The following is a 17,213-nucleotide window of genomic DNA, read 5'->3' as shown; positions in this document are numbered from 1 at the left end:
ATCGGGGTCGAGCACCGCCCGCAAATGGCGGCCGGCCTTGGCCACCTCCGCCGCCCCCGCCTTACCCGCCAGCTCCACCAAAATCGGCTCCGCCAGTGAGGCCTGCTCATCCGACAGCCCGGCGACAGCGGCGCAGATGGCCTCCACCACCCCCGCCGCCAACTCACCCACGGCGAACTTCTCCCGCACCTGAGGGAGGCGCGGCAGCTCAGCCCCCAACATGAGCAGGCGGCCCGCACCCCCCACCGTCATCCCGGCGGCGGTACGCAACCACGACCTGGTGGAGGCATGCCCATGCTGCTTGGCCTGACCGGTCGCATGCACCCGGCCGACGCGGTCGGCCAGGGCGCAGGTGATCCGGTCGCGGGCGAACAGCAACTCCTCCGCCTCGGCAAGGCACATGTCCACATCGTCGGGAAGCGGGACCAGCGCCAGCTCCTGCGCCACCTCACGAACAGACCCCACCACCACCCACGACGACCGGACACGGCCGCGACCACGGCCACCCACACCGGCGGCATCACCACGGGCGGCACCCGCGTCAGAAGCACCAGCGCCGTCGGCAGCTGCACGGGCGGCACCAGTGTCAGGCCCATCCGCACTATCAGCAGCCTCACCCGCGGCGCCCGTGCCCGCGGCGCCCGTGCTTGCGGCGCCCGTGCTTGCGGCGCCGGGCGCGTCGGCGTGCTGCCGGGCATCAAGGCCGATGATCGGGAAGGGGGCCCGGGCGGATGAACCGTCGGACGACCACAGCGGGGAATTGGCGATCAGACGGTCCCACCACTCACCGTCGCCATCGTTCGAACGACGAAGGCGCTCAGGATCAATGTCGAACAGATCCATCACACCCTCCTCTCTCGATTCGAACTGATGTATGGATTCTTTCACGCTGAGTGAGCATGAAGCAAGCCGGTGGGACGATGAGCTGGGATCACAGGCGAGGCGGAAATCCGGGCCGGCTACTCGCCGTCACCACTGACGGCTCGCTCGTACGACCGGAGCGTCTCGACGAACATGCGCCGCTGCTCGCTCGTCAGCGGCTCCAGCGCACGTCGCCAGGCATGGGCGCCACGAGCGAGCCAGGCGTCGACCGCCTCCCGGTTGGCCTCGGCGATGCTCACGATCGTGCGGCGGCGGTCCGCGTCGTCCTCGCGGCGGTCCACGACGCCCTTGCGACTGAGGTCGCCCACCATCAGGCTCACGGTGGCCGGGGCGACCTCCAGGCGGGCGGCGAGCTCGTTCACCGTGAGCGGGCCGTCGAACAGCAGGTAGGACAGCAGCGACAGGTGGCGCGGCGCCAGGTCGAGCGTCCGGAGCGACTCCGGGACGGGCATGCGCTTGGCGCGCCCCACCAGACGCGGCATCAGCAGCAGGAGGGTACGTATCCCCTCGTCCAGGCTCAGTCCGTCATCCGTTGACATATATTGATCTCCAAAATAGCTTTGCTATCAAAGCAAACACTTCTGAGGCTCGGGAGCCATCGTCGCATGTCCGAATGGAACGACAAGATCATCGAAGAGTTCCGGGCGAACGCCGGCACGGTCGGCGGCCCGTTCGAGGGGGCATCGCTGCTCCTGCTCACGACCACCGGAGCCAGAACGGGCGCCGCCCGGACGAACCCGGTCGCCTGCCTGCGTGACGGGGACAGATTCCTGGTGTTCGCCTCCTACGCGGGCGCGCCGCGGCATCCGGACTGGTATCACAACCTGCTGGCCAATCCCACGGTGACCGTCGAGGTGGGCGACGGGACGGCGATCGAGACGTTCACCGCCACGGCCACACCGCTGTCGGGCGAGGAGCGCGACCGCATGTACGCCCGGCAGGCCGAGCTGGCGCCGGTCTTCGCCGACTACCAGGAGAAAACCTCCCGCGTCATCCCCGTCGTCGCCCTCTATCGGCGGGACCCTGAACGCGCCCGGGCCCTCGGCGACGAGCTGGTGCGGATCCACGACGGGCTGCGGACGGAGATGGCCGCGCTGCTGGCCGCGCTCGAGAACGCGGTCGAGGACGGGGTTGAGGACGGGGTCGAGGAGGCGCTCGGCACGGGCACCCCGCTGAGCCTGCCGGGCCGCGGCCTGGAGGAGGCGCTCCGGGAGCGCTGTTTGTCCTTCTGCACGAACTTCCACCAGCACCACGTCAATGAGAACGAGCGGGGATTCCCCCTGCTGGAGCGGGCGTACCCCGGGCTGGCCCCGACCCTCGACCGCCTGCGCGAAGAGCACGTACGGCTGGCCGAGATCAGGGAGGACCTGCGCGCGGCGGTCGGGGAGGCGGGCACCGGCGACCCCGCCGTCCTCAGGGACCGGCTCACCCGCCTCTCGGCAGAGCTGGAGGCCCACTTCGCCCGCGAGGAGGAGCAGCTCCTCACCGCACTGAACGCGATCTAAGCAGCCTGTGACAAATGCCGCCCGTCGCGAGCGGGAATCCAGGTGAACGCATCGCGAGGCCGACCCCGCGCAGCAGGGCTTGGTAGTCAGCCGTGACCTACGACTTTCCGGACTCGTGATCGGCCACGATGGCGTCGATGCGGGCGGCGAGCTTGTAGTCGAGGTCGGTCAGGCCTCCGGCGTCGTGGGTGGTCAGCGCCAGGTGGAGGGTGCGCCATCGGATGTCGATATCGGGATGGTGGTTGAGCGCCTCGGCCTGCTCGGCGATGTCGTTCACGATCGCGATGGCCGTACGGAAGTCTCGGGCGACCACGGTCCTGCGGATCGTGTCTCCCTCGCGGCGCCATTCGGAAGCCTCGTACATGAGATCAGGACATCACGAAACTCGGCCGATTGTGTAGATTCGCCGCGTGGATGAGCAGGTGGATGAGCAGGTGGGCGAGCAGGTAGGCGAGCAGGTGGACGCGCTGCGGCGGGAGCTGTGCGAGTACGGGCGGCGGGCGGCGGCCCTCGGCCTGGTGATCGGTACGTCGGGCAACCTGAGCGCCCGCGACGGTGACCTGGTCGTCGTCACGCCCTCGGGCGTGGCGCTCGACCGGCTGCGCCCGGAGGACTGTCCCGTGGTCGGCCTCGACGGGCGGGTCGTGCGGGGGGAGCGCAAGCCCTCCTCCGAGACGCCGATGCATCTCGCGCTGTATCGGGAGACGGGAGCCCGGGCGGTCGTGCACACCCACTCGGTCTTCGCGACCGTGGTCGCCTCGACCATGACCGAGCTGCCGCCGATCCACTACAACGCCCTGCTGCTCGGCGGCGCCGTCCGGGTGGCCCCGTACGCGACGTACGGCACGCCGGAGCTGGCCCGCAACGTGATCGCGGCGATCGAGGGCAGGCAGGCCGCTCTGATGGCCAATCACGGCGCGGTGACGATCGGCGGCGGCGATGAAGGCGGCCTGGAGCAGGCGTTCGAGGCGACCCGCCTGCTGGAGTGGCTGTGCGAGGTCTACGTCCGTGCCCTCGGGGTGGGCCGGCCCACGGTGCTCACCGAGGACCAGCTCACCGCCGTCATCGAGCGCGCCCTGCAGGGCTGACAAAACCGGCTAGACGAAACCGGCCACACGAGACCGGCTAACCGAGACCGGCTAACCGAGGACGACCTTCCGGGCGAGGCCGAGCGGGAGGCCGCCGGAGCCCGCGATCGTGTCGTGGAAGGTCCGCAGGTCGCCCGTGTAGTCCGCCCGGATGCGCTCGATCTCCAGCGCGCCCGTGAGGTAGGACGGCGCCTGGGTGGGCCAGGCGCAGTAGCGGCTGACCTCCCCGGCGGCGGTGCCCGGCGACAGCGACGCCTTCGTGGTCAGGAACTCCTCCGCCTGCTCGATCGACATGTCGTCGCAGTGCAGCGCGGTGTCGACCACGATCCGGGCGGCCCGCCAGATGCGGCAGTCGAGGTGGGCGAGCTCGGTCTGGGGCGTGTCGAAGTAGCCCTGCTCGTGCATGAGCTTCTCGACGTAGAGCCCCCAGCCCTCCACGAAGTAGGGCGTACGGAAGATCTTGCGGGCGCGGTGCGGGTTGCCGGCCATCCAGGACAGGTGCCAGTGGTGGCCGGGGTATGCCTCGTGCACGCTGATCGAGGGCATCTGGGGGCGGGAGTTGGTCCGCAGCCGCTGCCGCACCTGCTCCTCGGTGAAGCCGTCCGGCGTGTACGGCACGAAGAACACGCCGTCGCGCGAGGACGACAGCGGCGGCGGGGCGAGATAGCTGGCCACGGCGATGATGGGCCGCTGGAACTCCGGAGACGGCTCGACCCGGCACACCTCCCCCTCGGGGAAGGTCACCAGGCCGCGCTCGCGGACGAACTCGCGCGCCCGCAGCGTCTCGGCCTCGTATTCGGCGCGCATGGCCTCCAGGGTCGGCGGGTGGTCGTCCATGAGCGACTCCATCGCCTCCCGCCAGCTCCCGGACCCGAGGCGGGCGGCGACCTCCGTCATCCGCGTGTCCAGCTCGGCCCAGGCCTGGCGGCCCTTCTCGTGCAGCTCCGCGGCGCCATAGCCGAGCATCTCCTGCTCGCGCAGCAGCGCGGAGTAGAGCTCCTCGCCCATCCGCCAGGTGCCCCTGGCCTCGAAGCCCTCCAGGAAGCGGACCAGTCCGTCGAACGCGCCGGCGGCGGGCTCGGCGGCCGCGGCCAGCCGTGCCCGCAGGTCGGGGTCGCCGACCAGCGCGGGCAGCGTCTCGGTCAGGAAGCGGCGTCCCGTACGCGCCTGGTCGAGGCCGCGCTTGACCAGCAGGCCGGCGGCGAGGTCGGGGTCGAGGTTGGCCTGGCAGGCGGCGAGCACGGCGGGCACCTCGGCCAGCCGCGCGACGGCGGCGTCGACCAGCTCGGCCTCCGGCTTGAGGCGCTGCTGGAACGGCGTGAACATCGACGCGAAGATCACCCCGAGGTAGGCGGCCGGTTCGCGCCGCCACTCCGGCCAGCGGGCCTGCGCGATCTCCCCGCGCAGGTGCGCGGCGACCAGGTCCCTGTCGATCTCGTCCTCGGGACTCTCGGGCGTCGCCTCCGACAACTTGCGCAGCCACTCCTCGGCCGCCCGCTCCCTCGCCATGAAGGCGCTCGCGCTGAGGTCGCCCAGCGTGCGGTCGTATCCGTCGGCCCCGAGAAGGGATGCCCTGACCGGGTTCTCGGCCAGGTACCAATCGATGAACTCGTCCACCAGCGTCATAGCGCTCGACTCTATCCGCGACACTTGGGTAGAAGCCCCCAGATAAGGAGCGATTGGTGCCCCTGCAGATCACCGGCGCCCCCAGCGACCCCGACCTGATCCGGCTGCCGTGGGACGTCCCCCTCGAAGAGTGGCCCGTCCACCACCTGGTGACGCTGCCCCGCGGCATCTCCCGTCACGTGGTGCGCTTCGCCCGGCTCAGCGGCCGGGTGTACGCGATCAAGGAGATCAGCACCCGGTATGCCAAGCGGGAGTATCAGCTGCTGTGGGACCTGGCGCGGCACGACGCGCCCGCCGTCGAGCCGGTCGCCGTCGTCACCGGCAGGACCGCCCCGGACGGCACCGAGCTCGACTCGGCCCTGATCACGCGGCACCTGCAGTTCTCGCTGCCCTACCGCGGGGTGCTGTCGGGCTCGGTGCGGCCCGACACGCTGACCCGCCTGCTCGACGCGCTCGCGGTCCTGCTCGTACGGCTCCACCTGACCGGCTTCTACTGGGGCGACTGCTCGCTGTCGAACACGCTGTTCCGGCGGGACGCCGGGGCGTTCGCGGCCTATCTGGTGGACGCCGAGACCGGCGAGCTCCACCCGGCGATCAGCGAGGGCCAGCGGTCGCACGACATCGACGTGGCGCACGTCAACATCTACGGCGAGATGCTCGACCTGGAGGCGGGCGGGCTGCTCCACCCGACCATCGACCCGCTGGCCTTCGCCGAGCAGCTCGTCGAGCGCTACCACCGGCTGTGGGACGAGCTGACCGAGGACGAGATCATCGAGGAGGTCGACTGGCACCGCGTGGATCAGCGGGTGCGACGCCTCAACTCGCTCGGCTTCGACGTCGCGGAGATGATGGTGCGCCGCAAGGCCGGTACCTCCCGCCTGATCGTCCGGCCCAAGGTCGTGGACGCCGGGCACCACCAGCGCCGCCTGCTGCGCCTGACCGGCCTCGACGTGGAGGAGAACCAGGCCAGGCGGCTGCTCAACGACCTCGACTCGTTCCGGGTGTCCACCGGCCTGCGGCACGAGGACGAGGCGATCGTGGCCCACCGCTGGCTGGCCGAGGTGTTCCAGCCGGTGGTGAACGCGATCCCGGGCGACCTGCGGCGCAAGCTGGAGCCGGCCCAGCTCTTCCACGAGGTGCTCGACCACCGCTGGTACATGTCGGAGGCCGCGGGCAAGGACGTCGGCCTGGAGGCGGCGGTGCGGTCCTACGTGGACAACGTCCTGGTGCACAAGCCCGACGAGAAGGCCGTCATCGTCACCTCGGATCCCCTGTCTCCGTGACCAGGCTCGCAAGATACTGGGCCGCCTCGGGAATCCGGTCCTCGCCGAAGACCCGGATGCCGTTCAGCTCCAGCAGCGCGGTCGTCACGCCCTGCCCGGGGGTGGTCCTCCCCCGGTGGCTTCCGTCGTAGATCCGCAGGGACCCGCACGACGGGCTGCCCTCCTTCAGGATCGCGACCCGTACGCCGCAGGACCGGGCGACGGCGAGGGCCTGCCGTGCCCCGGAGACGAACGCGGCGGTCACGTCGTCGCCCTCCGGGGTGAGGATCCGCGCCTCGCCCGCCAGGACGGCCGCGCCGCCCGCGCCGCCCTCGATCTCGGCGGGCGGCCGGGGAACGGGCAGCCCGCCCTCGACCTCGGGGCAGAACCGCACCAGCCGTCCCTCGGCGCGCCAGCGGGCGAGCAGGTCGTCGTCGCTGGTCTTGGCCCCGCCGTCGTAGCGCACCCGGCTGCCGAGCAGGCAGGCGCTGACGAGAATCCGTTCCACACCTCCCATTCTCGCCACCGTACGGCGGTGCACGCGCCGGCCCCGACGACATGAGGAAAGCTCACGAAAATCGGAATTACCATTCCGAGAGGAAGAATTCTTATTCTTCCGGACTAATCCGTTTATCCGAGCCGTTTTCGGCCCGGGATGCCCGTCCACCTGCTCCTCTAGTGTTGGCCGCGCTGCACCGGCTGTGCGGGAAAGGGTGTCTCGGTGGATCTGCGCCACGTACATCACGACGTACATCACGACGTACATCACGACATACACGACGGCATACACGAGGAACTCGTCGTCCTGCGTGAACGCGCGCCCGAGATCACGGGAGCGCTCACCTGCACGATCGACGGCATGCTCGTGACGACGGACCTGACCGCCGACACCGAGCAGACCGCGGCGCTCACGTCGGCGCTGCTGTCGCTGAGCCGGAAGATGACCGATCTCGCCAGGATCGGGCTGCTGAAGGAGACGCTGATCTCCGGCACCCAGGGACACACCGCGTGCTACGCCGCGGGCCCCACGCTCGTCCTCGCCGTTCGCACGGGCCAGAGAGCCGATCTCGGCCTGCTCCGGATCGAGGGGCTCAGGGCGGCGAGCAGGATCGCCGCCCTCGTCGAACGCGGATGACCACCCGCCCCGTCACCCCCTGCCGGTCAGCTCGGCGATCGCCTCCGCCATGGCCGGCCAGAGCGGGCGGGGCAGGTCGTGGCCCATTCCCGGGAAGGTCAGCAGCTTCGCGCCGGGGATGGCGTCCGCGGTCGCGGTCCCGCCTTCGAGGGTGACCAGCGGGTCGTCCTCGCCGTGGATCACCAGCGCGGGCGCCGAGAGCCCGCGCAGCCCTTCCGTACGGTCGCCCGACCTCCGGATCGCGATGAACTGCCGGGCGGTGCCCGCGGGGTCGAACGCCCGGTCGTAGGCCTCCCCGGCCAGGCGGGTGATCCACTCGACGTCCATCTCGTAGCCGGGGGAGCCGATGACCCGCGCGTTCTCCAGGGCGCGGGCGATCGCCCCGTCGCGGTCCTGCGGGGCGGGCGCCGTCAGCACCGCCATGGCCTCCTCGGTCGCCTGTCCCACCCGGGGCCCGGGCGTGGACATGATCGAGGTCAGCGTACGGACCCGGGCGGGGTGGCGGACGGCGAGGGCCTGGGCGATCATGCCGCCCATCGACGCGCCCACCACGTGGGCGCTGTCCCAGCCCAGCACGTCCATCAGGGCGGCCGTGTCGTCGGCCATGTCGTCCAGGAGGTACGAGGGGGCGGGCGCGTCGCCGTCCGCCGGGGTGAAGTGGGTGGACAGGCCCACGTCCCGGTTGTCGAACCGGACGACGCGGTGACCCGACTCCACGAGCAGGCCGATGAACTCCTCGGGCCAGCTGATCATCTGTGCTCCGAGCCCCATGATGAGGACGACGGGACGTCCCCCGGGCTCGCCGAACACCTCGTAGCAGATCTCGATGCCGTTAGCCGTCGCACGCATGCGAGCCAGAATTTCATTCGGTTTGCCCTGCCGCAAGCGGCACCTGACCAGATCTGTACGGTTATGTGATGTGGCGTCGCAAATGACCCGCCGGCGGCGGCGACTCGTCCTGCTCATCTGCTGCATGAGCCTGCTGATCGTGTCTCTCGACAACACGATCGTCAACGTCGCCCTGCCGTCGCTCGGGCACGACCTGCACGCGCCGATCTCCGGCCTCCAGTGGACGGTGGACGCCTACACGCTGACGCTCGCGAGCCTGCTGATGCTGGCCGGCTCGACGGCCGACCGGGTGGGCCGCCGCCGCACGTTCCAGACCGGCCTGGTGGTCTTCACCGCCGGGTCGCTGCTGTGCAGCCTCGCCCCGAGCCTGGGCTGGCTGGTGGCCGCCAGGATCGTCCAGGCCGTCGGCGGGTCGATGCTCAATCCGGTGGCCATGTCGATCATCACGAACACGTTCACCGACCGCAGGGAGCGGGCCCAGGCGATCGGCGTGTGGGGCGGCGTGACCGGCGTCAGCATGGCGCTCGGGCCGGTCGTCGGCGGCCTGCTCACCGATACCGTGAACTGGCGGGCCATCTTCTGGATCAACGTGCCCATCGGCCTGCTCGCCCTGTTCCTGACCTGGCGCTTCGTCCCGGAGTCGAAGGCGCCGTCGGCGCGCAGGCTCGACCCGGCCGGGCAGGTGCTGGTCATCGTCCTGCTCGGCACGCTCACGTACGGGATCATCGAGGGCCAGGCCGCGGGCCCCGTCGTGAGCGCCGTCTGCTTCGTCGTCGCGGCGGCGGCCCTGGCCGCGCTGGTCGTCTGCGAGCTGCGCAGGCCCGAACCCCTCATCGACATGCGGTTCTTCCGCAGCGCGCCGTTCTCGGGCGCGGCCGTCATGGCGGTGTCGGGGTTCGCCGGCCTGGGTGCCTTCCTGTTCCTCAACACGCTCTATCTGCAGAGCCATCGCGGTCTTTCCGCCCTCGCCGCGGGGCTGTGCACGCTGCCGGTCGCGGGGATCACGACGATCGTGGGGCCGCTGTCGGGCCGGCTCGTCGGCTCCCGCGGCCCGCGTCTGCCGTCCGTCGTCGCGGGCGCGTGCCTGGCCGCCGCCGGGGCGCTGCTGTCCCAGGTGACGCTCACCACGCCGCTTCCCCTGCTGCTCGGGATCTACGTGATCTTCGGCGTCGGGTTCGGCATGCTCAACCCCCCGATCACCAACACCGCGGTCTCCGGGATGCCGATCGCACAGGCGGGGGTGGCCGCCGCGGTCGCCTCGACCAGCAGGCAGGTGGGCCAGTCTCTCGGCGTGGCCATCGCGGGGTCCATGGCCTCCAGCGCCGCGGCCTACCGGGTCAACGCCCTCTATGGGCTGATCGTGCTGGCGGTGGCCCTCCTGACGACGGGCCGCTGGGCCAGGGCCACGGCCGAGCGCACGGCGGCGCGGCTCGCGGAGGCCCCTCAGGTCACCCTGTCACAGGGGTGAAGCCGGCGCCCGCGAGGACCCTGCGGCCCTCATTGGACAGGACGAGGTCGACGAACTCCCTGGTCAGGGACATGTGCTCGGTCCCGGGGACGGTCGCGACGAGATAGTCGAGGGCCGCCCTCGCCGCCTCGGGGACGTCCACGCCCTCCACCGCTCCCGCCGCCGCCCTGACGTCCGTACTGACGTCCGTACGGTAGACCAGCGCCGCGTCCGCCTCCCCGCGCCCGACCTTGGTCAGCGCCGCCGCGGCGTCCCGCTCCCGGCTCGCCGGCGTGACGGTCACGCCGGCGTCGGCGAGCGCGATGCCGGCGCCCGTACCGCACGGCGCCCTCTCGGTGCACAGGGCCACCGTGACGCCGGGAGCGGCCAGGTCCTTCAGGTTCGCGATGTGGGCGGGATTTCCCTTCGGCACGGCGATCTGGAGGCTGTCGCGCGCGAAGACCCGCGCGTTCGGCGCCCCCGACGCACGCATGGCCGCCTCGCCGGCCGCGGCGAACAGGTCGGCGCGCGCTCCTCCCGCGATCCGCCGCGCCAGCGCCTCGCTGCCGCCGAAGTCGAACCGTACGGCGACGCCGGGATGGGTGGCCTCGAACGTCCTGCCGAGCGAGCCGAACGTCCCGGTGAGGGAGGTGTCGGCGAACACGGTGAGCGTCTGCCGCCCGCCGCCCCCGCAGCCGGTCACCGCGAGCAGCACCGCCGCGAGCGCCATCCGGATGACCGGTGTGACATGGTTCACCTTGGGATATATGCCCTAGGAAGGCGTTTAAAGGTCATGCCTGGCGAAAGACTCCCTATTGGGGATAAATCGACTGAGCGAGGAGAGACATCTTGAGCGTCAACCCTTCCTCCAGCATGCGTGAGAGCAGCCAGCCCTGGCTTCACCAGAGGGGCACCGAGATACAGGCGTTCGGCACCGTGCGCGACTTCCCCGTCGGGATGTCGAGGGAGACCCGCGAATACTCCTGCCAGCGGCTCAACCAGATCCTGGCCGACACGCAGATCCTCTACAGCCTCTACAAGAAACACCACTGGCTCATGCGGGGCCCGACCTTCTACCAGCTCCACCTGCTCCTCGACAAGCACGCGAGCGAACAGCTCCCGATCATCGACGCCGTCGCCGAACGCATCCAGACCCTCGGCGGCGTCGCGGTCGGCGATCCCCGCCAGGTGGCGGAGATGACCGTGATCCCGCGGCCGCCGGACGGCGTGGAGGAGGTGCCCGCCATGCTCTCCCGGCTTCTGGAGGCGCACGAGACGATCCTGGTCGCCGCGCACGACGCCGCCTCCCGGGCGGACGAGATGGGCGACGACGGCACCAACGACCTGCTCGTCTCCGAGGTCATCCGTACGGGCGAGCTGCAGGCGTGGTTCCTCGCCGAGCACCTCGTGGACACGCCGCTCGTCCGCTCCTGACCCGCGTTCCCGGCCCGGGCGTCACCCGGTGACGCTCGGGCGGCCGTTCTCGATGTGTCCCATCAGCCGCCGCGCGAAGCCGCTGTGCCCCGCCACGCCGATCATCAGGTCGTACCACCCGGTGGGGGCGTGCCACTCGACGCGTGCGCTGTCTCCCGGGTCGATCCGGACCGTACGCGCCTCGCCCCCATAGGCCAGCGGGGTGACCGACACCTCGGCGGGGAGGGATGCGGGGTTCACGACGTCGATCACCACGGCGCGGGCCGCGGCGTCGATCGCGCCGGTCACCTCCACCGGGTCGGCCGTCCCGCCCCGGAACTCCCGGCGGAACCCGTTCGGCCCGACGAGCACCAGGTCGTAGGTCGGGCAGGGGAAGTAGACCACCTCCTCCGCCGTGCCGAGCACGTCGAAGTGCAGCGGGGTGGCGACCTCGCCGAGGTAGCCGTACAGGATGAAGTGGGCGGAGGCGGTGCCGGAGTTGCGCATCGCGATCTCCACGGACCGTCCGCGCACGACCGCCTCGGCGTCCGGCTGGTAGGGCAGCGCGCGGGCGGGCTTGACCCCCGGCTCCTGCACCGGCATCCGCTGCTCGGCGGGCACCTGCGGATACCACCGGTTCCCGGTCGCAGACGGCCGCGGGGCGGCCACGGTCTCCACGGGCGGCGACACGGGCGGCGACACGGCAGGCGACACGGCAGGCGACACGGCAGGCGACACGGGATGCAGGGTCATGGGCGTGGCGAAGTCGAAGGCGGAGGTGAGGTCGCCCGCCACCCGGCGCCGCCATTCGCCGATCGGCGCCGTGATCCCGAACCGGCGCTCCAGGAACCGTACGGTCGAGGTGTGGTCGAACGTCTCCGAGCAGACGTGGCCGCCCACGCTCCACGGCGACACGACGATCATGGGAACGCGGACGCCGAGGCCCAGCGGCCGCCCGCCGACGAACTCCTCCGGGGTGCCGCCGGGCGGGACCGGTGGCGGCACGTGGTCGAAGAAGCCGTCGTTCTCGTCGTAGGTCACGAACAGGGCGGTACGCGCCCAGACCTCGGGGTGGGACCCCAGCGCGTCGAGCAGCCGGTAGAGGATCCGCCCGCCCTCCACGGCGGACGATCCCTCCGGGTGCTCGCAGTCGGCCAGCGAGGGCACGACGTACGACACCTCGGGCAGGCGGCCGGCGGCCACGTCGGCGGCGAACCACTCCCCGAGGCCGCCCGCGGGCGCGCGGCGCAGCGCCCGGTCGTAGAGGTCGCGGTCGGCCGGCTCCAGGGCGGCCACCCGCGCCTCCAGCTCGGCGAGCAACGGCGCCGGGTCCTCCGCCGCCCGCACCTTCTCGTAGAACGCGCGCATGCTGCCCAGCCCGAGCCGGTCCAGCACGGCCACGAAGGGCCGGAAGAACTCCAGGTTGTTGCACTCGTAGTTGTCCCACTCCTGGTACACCTGCCAGGTGTGCCCGGCCCGCGTCAGCAGCTCGGGCACGGTGACCCAGTCGTAGCCCGGGTGCCCCTCCGCCCCCTCGGACGCCACGTTGTCCAGCGCGCGCTGCCGGGTGCCCGGCTCGTAGCCCGTGTAACCGGTCATGTGGTAGTTGCGGTTGGGCGTCGTCGAGCTGAGCAGCGAGCAGTGGTAGGCGTCGCAGATCGTGAAGGTGTCGGCCAGCTCGTAGTGGAAGGGCAGGTCGCGCCGGTCGTAGCAGGCCATCGAACCGGGCCCCTTGCTCGCGACCCAGGCGTCGTTCCAGCCCAGGGCCCAGGCGTTCTGGGTGCCGAGCCAGGTGTGGTCGTGGGTGTCGAGCAGCATCGGGTCGGCCCCCGCCCGCTCGGCCGCCTCCCGCACGGAGAAGGGCAGCACGCCGTCCTGCTCGAAGATCGGCCGCCACGCTCGCGTGGACACCGCGTTGCGATCCCCGAACCCCCGCACCCCGCGCATCCGCCCGAAGTAGTGATCGAACGAGCGGTTCTCCAGCATGACGAAGACGACGTGCTCGACGTCGGCCAGGCTCCCCGGCGGGACCGGCCGGGCCAGCGCCCGGAGCAGGGAAGGCGGCAACGAGGATCCGGCCGTCATGGGCGTCCCTTTCAGGAAGAATCAGGCGAAACGCCCACAACTTAACAGTGCCGTGTCGTCACACGAGTACGCGCCTGCTCGCCTCCACGGGCGGCGGCAGGTGCACGCGGCCCAGCTCACGAAGGGCCCGGGCGGCACCCGTACGACGGGCCAGCGCGAGCGCCTGCCGGGCGAGGTCGGCCGCCTGCTCCCGCTCGTGCGCCTCGGCGTACGCGTGCGCCCTGCGGGCCAGCATGTACGCAGCCAGGTAGGCAGGCAGGTGCGGGGGCGCGGCGGCGGTGGGCTCGCCCTCCAGGATCTCGACGGCGCCTCCCGGCCGCCCGAGGTCGACCATGCAGCCCGCGCACAGCTCCGCCCCCGCCTCGCATTCCTCAAGGCAGCGGTGGCACGGCTCGATCTCGCCCGCCAGCGCGTGCGCCCGGGCCTCGTGCCGCCGGGACAGCGTGCCGACCTCGGCCGGGACCCCCGCACGCTCGCGGGCGGCCACGGCCGCCTCGACGATCTCGCCCGGCTCGGCGGCGTCGACCAGCCCGGCCCGCTGGACCAGCGCGAAGGCCTCGGTGAGAGGATCGCCGGTCTCGCGTGCCTCGCGGATCGCCCGGTCGGACCAGGCCCGCGCCCCCGGCGCGTCGCCCGCCTCGTGCTCCATCCCGCTGATCAGCTCCGCGTCGCGGGTGGCGAGCGCGAGCAGCGCCCCTCGCACGGACGGCCCGGCGTCGCGGCGGAACGCCTCGATGCCCGCGAAGACGGGCCGCAGCGCCGCCACGAGATCGGCGGGCCGCGCGTACGGTGCGGCGCAGGCGTCGAGCATCCGCTCGAAGTAGCCGGCCGTGGCGGCGTCGGCGCGCCAGGGACGCTCGACGGCCCGGCCGACCCGTTCCTCCTCCTCCTCGGAGAACAGGCCCGGCATCAGCGGAATGCCGGTCAGGTGGTGCCACAGCACGGTGCCCGACGACGGACCGACGAACAGGTCCGCCTCGTCCACGCCGAAGACGCGGCACAGCAACTCGGCGTGGCCGGGATCGGGCCGCCGCTCCCCCGTCTCCCATGCGCGCACCGCGTCCGCGGGCGGGCCGGGCTCGGTCTCCTCGGTCTCCTCTGCGGCCTCGTTCAGCCGTTCTTCCAGGTCCCGGCGCCTCCACAGGCGGCCGCGGCGCAGCGCTCGCAGCCGGGCGGCCCAGTGCGGGACGTCAATTCTGATCATCGGCACTCCCCCGGTTCTGTCGGTGCCGGTCGTTATGTTTGCGGTGTGCTGCCCCGACGTGTGCTGACGCGACGTGTGCTCAACCGCGCGCTGCTCGACCGCCAGATGTTGCTGCGTCGCCACGACGTCAAGGCTCTGGCCGCGATCGAGCACCTGGTGGGCATGCAGTCGCAGGCTCCTCTCTCACCTTACGTCGGCCTGTGGACCCGCCTGCTGGGCTTCCGGCACGAGGACCTGGCCGGGCTGCTCACCGACCGGAGTGCCGTACGGATCGCGCTGATGCGCGGCACCATCCACCTCGTCAGCGCCGACGACTGCCTCGCCCTGCGTCCGGTCGTGCAGCCGCTCCTCGACCGGCTGCTGCGCACGTCGTTCGGCAGGCGGCTCGACGGGGTGGATCTCGGCGAGGTGGCGAGCGCCGCCCGTGCCCTTATGGAGGAGCGGCCGCTGAGCTTCGCGGAGCTCGACGAGCTGCTCGGCGAGCGGTGGCCGGGCCGCGACGCGCTGGCCCAGGCCGTACGCGCGGTCGTGCCGCTGGTGCAGGTGCCGCCGCGCGGCGTGTGGGGCGCCTCGGGGCAGGCCCGGCACGTTTCCGCCGAGTCGTGGCTGGGCCGCCCGCTCGGCGACGGCTCGGCCGCCGGCGCCATGGTGCTGCGTTATCTGCGTGCCTTCGGGCCGGCGTCGGTCAAGGACATGCAGGTCTGGTCGGGCCTGACCGGGCTGCGCTCCGTCGTGAAGGGCCTCGATCTGGTCGCCTACCGGGACGAGAGCGGCGTGGAGCTGTTCGACCTGCCCGGGGCGCCGCTGCCCGGCCCGGACGCCGAGGCTCCGGTGCGGTTCCTGGGGGAGTTCGACAACCTGCTGCTCTCGCACGCCGACCGCACCCGGGTGATGACGGAGGAGCACCGCTCGCGGGTGTTCACGGTCAACGGGATCATCCGCGCGACGATCCTGGTCGACGGGTTCGTCGCGGGATTGTGGCGGATCGAGCGGAGAGGCTCCCAGCGGGCCGGGGAGACCGCGGTCCTGGAGATCGAGCCGTTCGAGCCGCTCGGCGCCGCCACCCGCGACGCGCTGGCGGCCGAGGGCCGGCGCCTGCTGGAGTTCGCGGCCGGCGACGCCCCCGCGCGCGACATCCGCTTCCTGGGGTAGGACGCCTTCCTGGGTAGGACCTACGGAGTGGAGACCCTCTCGGTGGCGGTGGACGCCCAGGCGAGCCCGGATCGGGTGTTCGCCGTGCTGACCGACTGGCCCCGGCATCACGAGTGGATGGTGCTGACCCGGGCGTGGGTGGTGGCCGGTGACGGGCGCAGCAGGGGCAGCAGGCTCGCGGCGGCCACCGGTGTCGGCCCGCTGTCGTTCGTGGACACGATGGACGTCACCGGCTGGCGGCCCCCACACGAGGTGGAGGTCCGCCACACCGGCCGTGTCGTGCGGGGGATCGGGCGATTCCACGTGCTGCCCCGCCCGGGCGGCGGGAGCAGGATCATCTGGGAGGAGAACCTCCACCTGCCCCTCGGCCTGGCCGGGCGGATCGGCTGGCGGATCGCCGGGCCGGTGAGCGCGGTCTTCCTGCGCCTGTCGCTGCGCCGCCTCGCCGCCCTCGCCCTGCGCGGTTAGCCGAGCGCCATGTCGAAGAAGCGGCGCTCCAGCGCGGTCGCCCGCCGGAAGACGTCGAGCACCCGGGCCCGGCCGTCCTCGTCGAGCCCGGGGCCGAGCCGGTCGAGCTCACCGCGCAGGAAGCCCACCCACGCCTCGAACTCCGGCCCGCTGTGCAGTTCGATCCACTCCCGGTGGACGAAGCCCTCCGGCAGTTTCGTGATCCGGGAGGCCCAGCCGAGGTAGGTCCATTCGGCCACGCACAGCACCGCCAGGATCAGCGGGTAGTCCTGGCCGCGGCGCACCTCGTCCATCAGGGCCCGGAACTCGACCGTCACCGGCTCCAGCGTGGCCGGGGCCGTCTCGCCGCCGACCTCGGCGAGCGCTCGGTGGAAGTAGCCCCGCTCGGTGTCGGCGACGGTCTGCCCGAGGAAACGGCCCACGGCCACCCTCGACTCGAAGGCGTCGGCGGCGGCGACCGCTGCGCCGAGCAGCGCCGTGAAGGCGTCCACGAACTGGAAGTCCTGCTCCAGATAGCGGCGCATGTCGGCGGTGCCGCCCCCGATCGCCTCCGCGAAGGGGTGGGTGACCACCGCCGTCCAGTCGGGCTCGCTCCGCGACCGCAACCACTCGCTGAACGGCGTCGTCGATTCCTCGGTCATCCGGCATCTCTCCCCGTGTCGCGGCGTGAACGTTTCACGATGATCTCAAAGGCCTCCCGTCCGCCTCCACCTGCCCAGCCCGTACGAGCGACCGGGCGGGCCGGAATCCGGGCGGGCGGATCCATTGACCGGCGCTTAACAGCTCCGTAATTTGATGCGTGTTGTTCCTCCTCATGAATGCCGTTCGCATTCATGAACGCCTCCCTTCGCGGGACCAGGAGTAGCCCCCCTCGGTCAGGGGTCCTGCACGACATGCAAGGAGCTCGGCTTTGAGAACCAGAACCAGAACCGGAGTCGGGGTGATCGGCGCCGTTGCCGGGGTCGCCGCCCTGGTGGGCGGCGTGGTGGGCGGCGTCTTCGCCGGCGTGTCCAACGCCGCACCCAGTGCGGGACCCAGCACGGGCGCCTACCGGATCGTGAACGGCGCCGGCGGCCTGTGCCTGACCGTCCCGGGCG

At 71.7% G+C, this 17,213-nt stretch carries 18 protein-coding genes and 1 pseudogene; 9 read left to right on the top strand and 10 right to left on the bottom strand.

Translation table 11 applies throughout. The annotated features are described in order from the left end of the window. Together FLX08_RS38400 and FLX08_RS38395 are read right to left on the bottom strand one after the other, a co-directional pair. On the bottom strand, positions 1-843 hold an 843-nt coding region (locus FLX08_RS38400; RefSeq protein ID WP_142625173.1), incomplete at its 3' end, for a 13E12 repeat family protein. Between the two features lie 116 nt (positions 844-959). After that, entirely contained in the window at positions 960-1,421 is a 462-nt protein-coding gene (locus FLX08_RS38395) for a MarR family winged helix-turn-helix transcriptional regulator (RefSeq protein ID WP_142625172.1), read from the bottom strand. A gap of 66 nt (positions 1,422-1,487) precedes the next feature. Between FLX08_RS38395 and FLX08_RS38390 the strand changes: the two genes are divergently transcribed. Continuing rightward, positions 1,488-2,387: a nitroreductase/quinone reductase family protein gene (locus tag FLX08_RS38390; protein WP_142625171.1), complete on the top strand. Its 900-nt coding sequence runs from the start codon at positions 1,488-1,490 to the stop codon at positions 2,385-2,387. Between the two features lie 97 nt (positions 2,388-2,484). Here the strand turns inward: FLX08_RS38390 and FLX08_RS38385 are convergent, their stop codons facing one another. After that, positions 2,485-2,751: a 4a-hydroxytetrahydrobiopterin dehydratase gene (locus FLX08_RS38385; RefSeq protein WP_142625170.1), complete on the bottom strand. Its 267-nt coding sequence runs from the start codon at positions 2,749-2,751 to the stop codon at positions 2,485-2,487. 46 nt (positions 2,752-2,797) lie between these two features. Here FLX08_RS38385 and FLX08_RS38380 point away from each other — a divergent pair, with 46 nt between their 5' ends. After that, positions 2,798-3,475, top strand: coding sequence for a class II aldolase/adducin family protein (locus FLX08_RS38380; protein ID WP_244313198.1), 678 nt, complete (start codon positions 2,798-2,800; stop codon positions 3,473-3,475). 51 nt (positions 3,476-3,526) lie between these two features. On the opposite strand, the gene FLX08_RS38375 is transcribed toward FLX08_RS38380, so the two are convergent. Further along, the gene (locus FLX08_RS38375) at positions 3,527-5,101 is read right to left on the bottom strand and encodes a DUF885 domain-containing protein (protein ID WP_142625169.1); all 1,575 of its coding nucleotides are present in this window, start codon (positions 5,099-5,101) and stop codon (positions 3,527-3,529) included. Between the two features lie 56 nt (positions 5,102-5,157). Here FLX08_RS38375 and FLX08_RS38370 point away from each other — a divergent pair, with 56 nt between their 5' ends. Continuing rightward, entirely contained in the window at positions 5,158-6,384 is a 1,227-nt protein-coding gene (locus FLX08_RS38370; protein ID WP_208761940.1) for a DUF4032 domain-containing protein, read from the top strand. Here the strand turns inward: FLX08_RS38370 and FLX08_RS38365 are convergent. Next, positions 6,359-6,871: a 2-thiouracil desulfurase family protein gene (locus tag FLX08_RS38365; protein ID WP_142625168.1), complete on the bottom strand. Its 513-nt coding sequence runs from the start codon at positions 6,869-6,871 to the stop codon at positions 6,359-6,361. The two genes, FLX08_RS38370 and FLX08_RS38365, sit on opposite strands and share 26 nt — an antisense overlap. A gap of 213 nt (positions 6,872-7,084) precedes the next feature. On the opposite strand from FLX08_RS38365, the gene FLX08_RS38360 reads away from it, so the two are divergent. After that, a complete protein-coding gene (locus tag FLX08_RS38360; protein ID WP_142625167.1) occupies positions 7,085-7,498 on the top strand; it encodes a roadblock/LC7 domain-containing protein in 414 nt (137 codons plus the stop codon). A gap of 12 nt (positions 7,499-7,510) precedes the next feature. Here the strand turns inward: FLX08_RS38360 and FLX08_RS38355 are convergent, their stop codons facing one another. Further along, entirely contained in the window at positions 7,511-8,347 is an 837-nt protein-coding gene (locus FLX08_RS38355; protein WP_142625166.1) for an alpha/beta fold hydrolase, read from the bottom strand. Positions 8,348-8,429: 82 nt separating this feature from the next. Between FLX08_RS38355 and FLX08_RS38350 the strand changes: the two genes are divergently transcribed. Then, entirely contained in the window at positions 8,430-9,815 is a 1,386-nt protein-coding gene (locus tag FLX08_RS38350) for an MFS transporter (RefSeq protein ID WP_142625177.1), read from the top strand. Here FLX08_RS38350 and modA read toward each other — a convergent pair. After that, the gene (gene modA / locus FLX08_RS38345; protein WP_244313196.1) at positions 9,796-10,551 is read right to left on the bottom strand and encodes a molybdate ABC transporter substrate-binding protein; all 756 of its coding nucleotides are present in this window, start codon (positions 10,549-10,551) and stop codon (positions 9,796-9,798) included. The genes FLX08_RS38350 and modA overlap by 20 nt on opposite strands. 116 nt (positions 10,552-10,667) lie before the next feature. On the opposite strand from modA, the gene FLX08_RS38340 reads away from it, so the two are divergent. Continuing rightward, positions 10,668-11,228, top strand: coding sequence for a Dps family protein (locus FLX08_RS38340; protein WP_142625175.1), 561 nt, complete (start codon positions 10,668-10,670; stop codon positions 11,226-11,228). A 21-nt stretch (positions 11,229-11,249) separates the two neighbouring features. On the opposite strand, the gene FLX08_RS38335 is transcribed toward FLX08_RS38340, so the two are convergent. Both FLX08_RS38335 and FLX08_RS38330 read right to left on the bottom strand, forming a co-directional pair. Further along, the gene (locus FLX08_RS38335) at positions 11,250-13,292 is read right to left on the bottom strand and encodes a phosphocholine-specific phospholipase C (protein ID WP_142625165.1); all 2,043 of its coding nucleotides are present in this window, start codon (positions 13,290-13,292) and stop codon (positions 11,250-11,252) included. Between the two features lie 58 nt (positions 13,293-13,350). Next, positions 13,351-14,496, bottom strand: a complete 1,146-nt coding sequence (locus FLX08_RS38330; protein ID WP_142625164.1) for a helix-turn-helix domain-containing protein — start codon at positions 14,494-14,496, stop codon at positions 13,351-13,353. A 45-nt stretch (positions 14,497-14,541) separates the two neighbouring features. Between FLX08_RS38330 and FLX08_RS38325 the strand changes: the two genes are divergently transcribed. Both FLX08_RS38325 and FLX08_RS38320 read left to right on the top strand, forming a co-directional pair. Further along, a complete protein-coding gene (locus FLX08_RS38325; RefSeq protein WP_341874379.1) occupies positions 14,542-15,648 on the top strand; it encodes a winged helix DNA-binding domain-containing protein in 1,107 nt (368 codons plus the stop codon). A gap of 27 nt (positions 15,649-15,675) precedes the next feature. After that, a complete protein-coding gene (locus tag FLX08_RS38320) occupies positions 15,676-16,116 on the top strand; it encodes an SRPBCC family protein (RefSeq protein ID WP_142625163.1) in 441 nt (146 codons plus the stop codon). Here the strand turns inward: FLX08_RS38320 and FLX08_RS38315 are convergent. Next, complete coding sequence (locus tag FLX08_RS38315; RefSeq protein ID WP_142625162.1) at positions 16,113-16,757, bottom strand: TenA family protein; 645 nt, start codon at positions 16,755-16,757, stop codon at positions 16,113-16,115. The genes FLX08_RS38320 and FLX08_RS38315 overlap by 4 nt on opposite strands. A 269-nt stretch (positions 16,758-17,026) precedes the next feature. Here FLX08_RS38315 and FLX08_RS38310 point away from each other — a divergent pair. Then, positions 17,027-17,213, top strand: a pseudogene (locus FLX08_RS38310) (hypothetical protein); the annotation flags it as partial.

This window comes from Microbispora hainanensis (assembly GCF_006874475.1).
GTDB lineage: Bacteria > Actinomycetota > Actinomycetes > Streptosporangiales > Streptosporangiaceae > Microbispora > Microbispora hainanensis.
The sequence above is the reverse complement of the archived record's forward strand: the minus strand, read 5'-3'. Positions and strand labels throughout refer to the sequence as shown.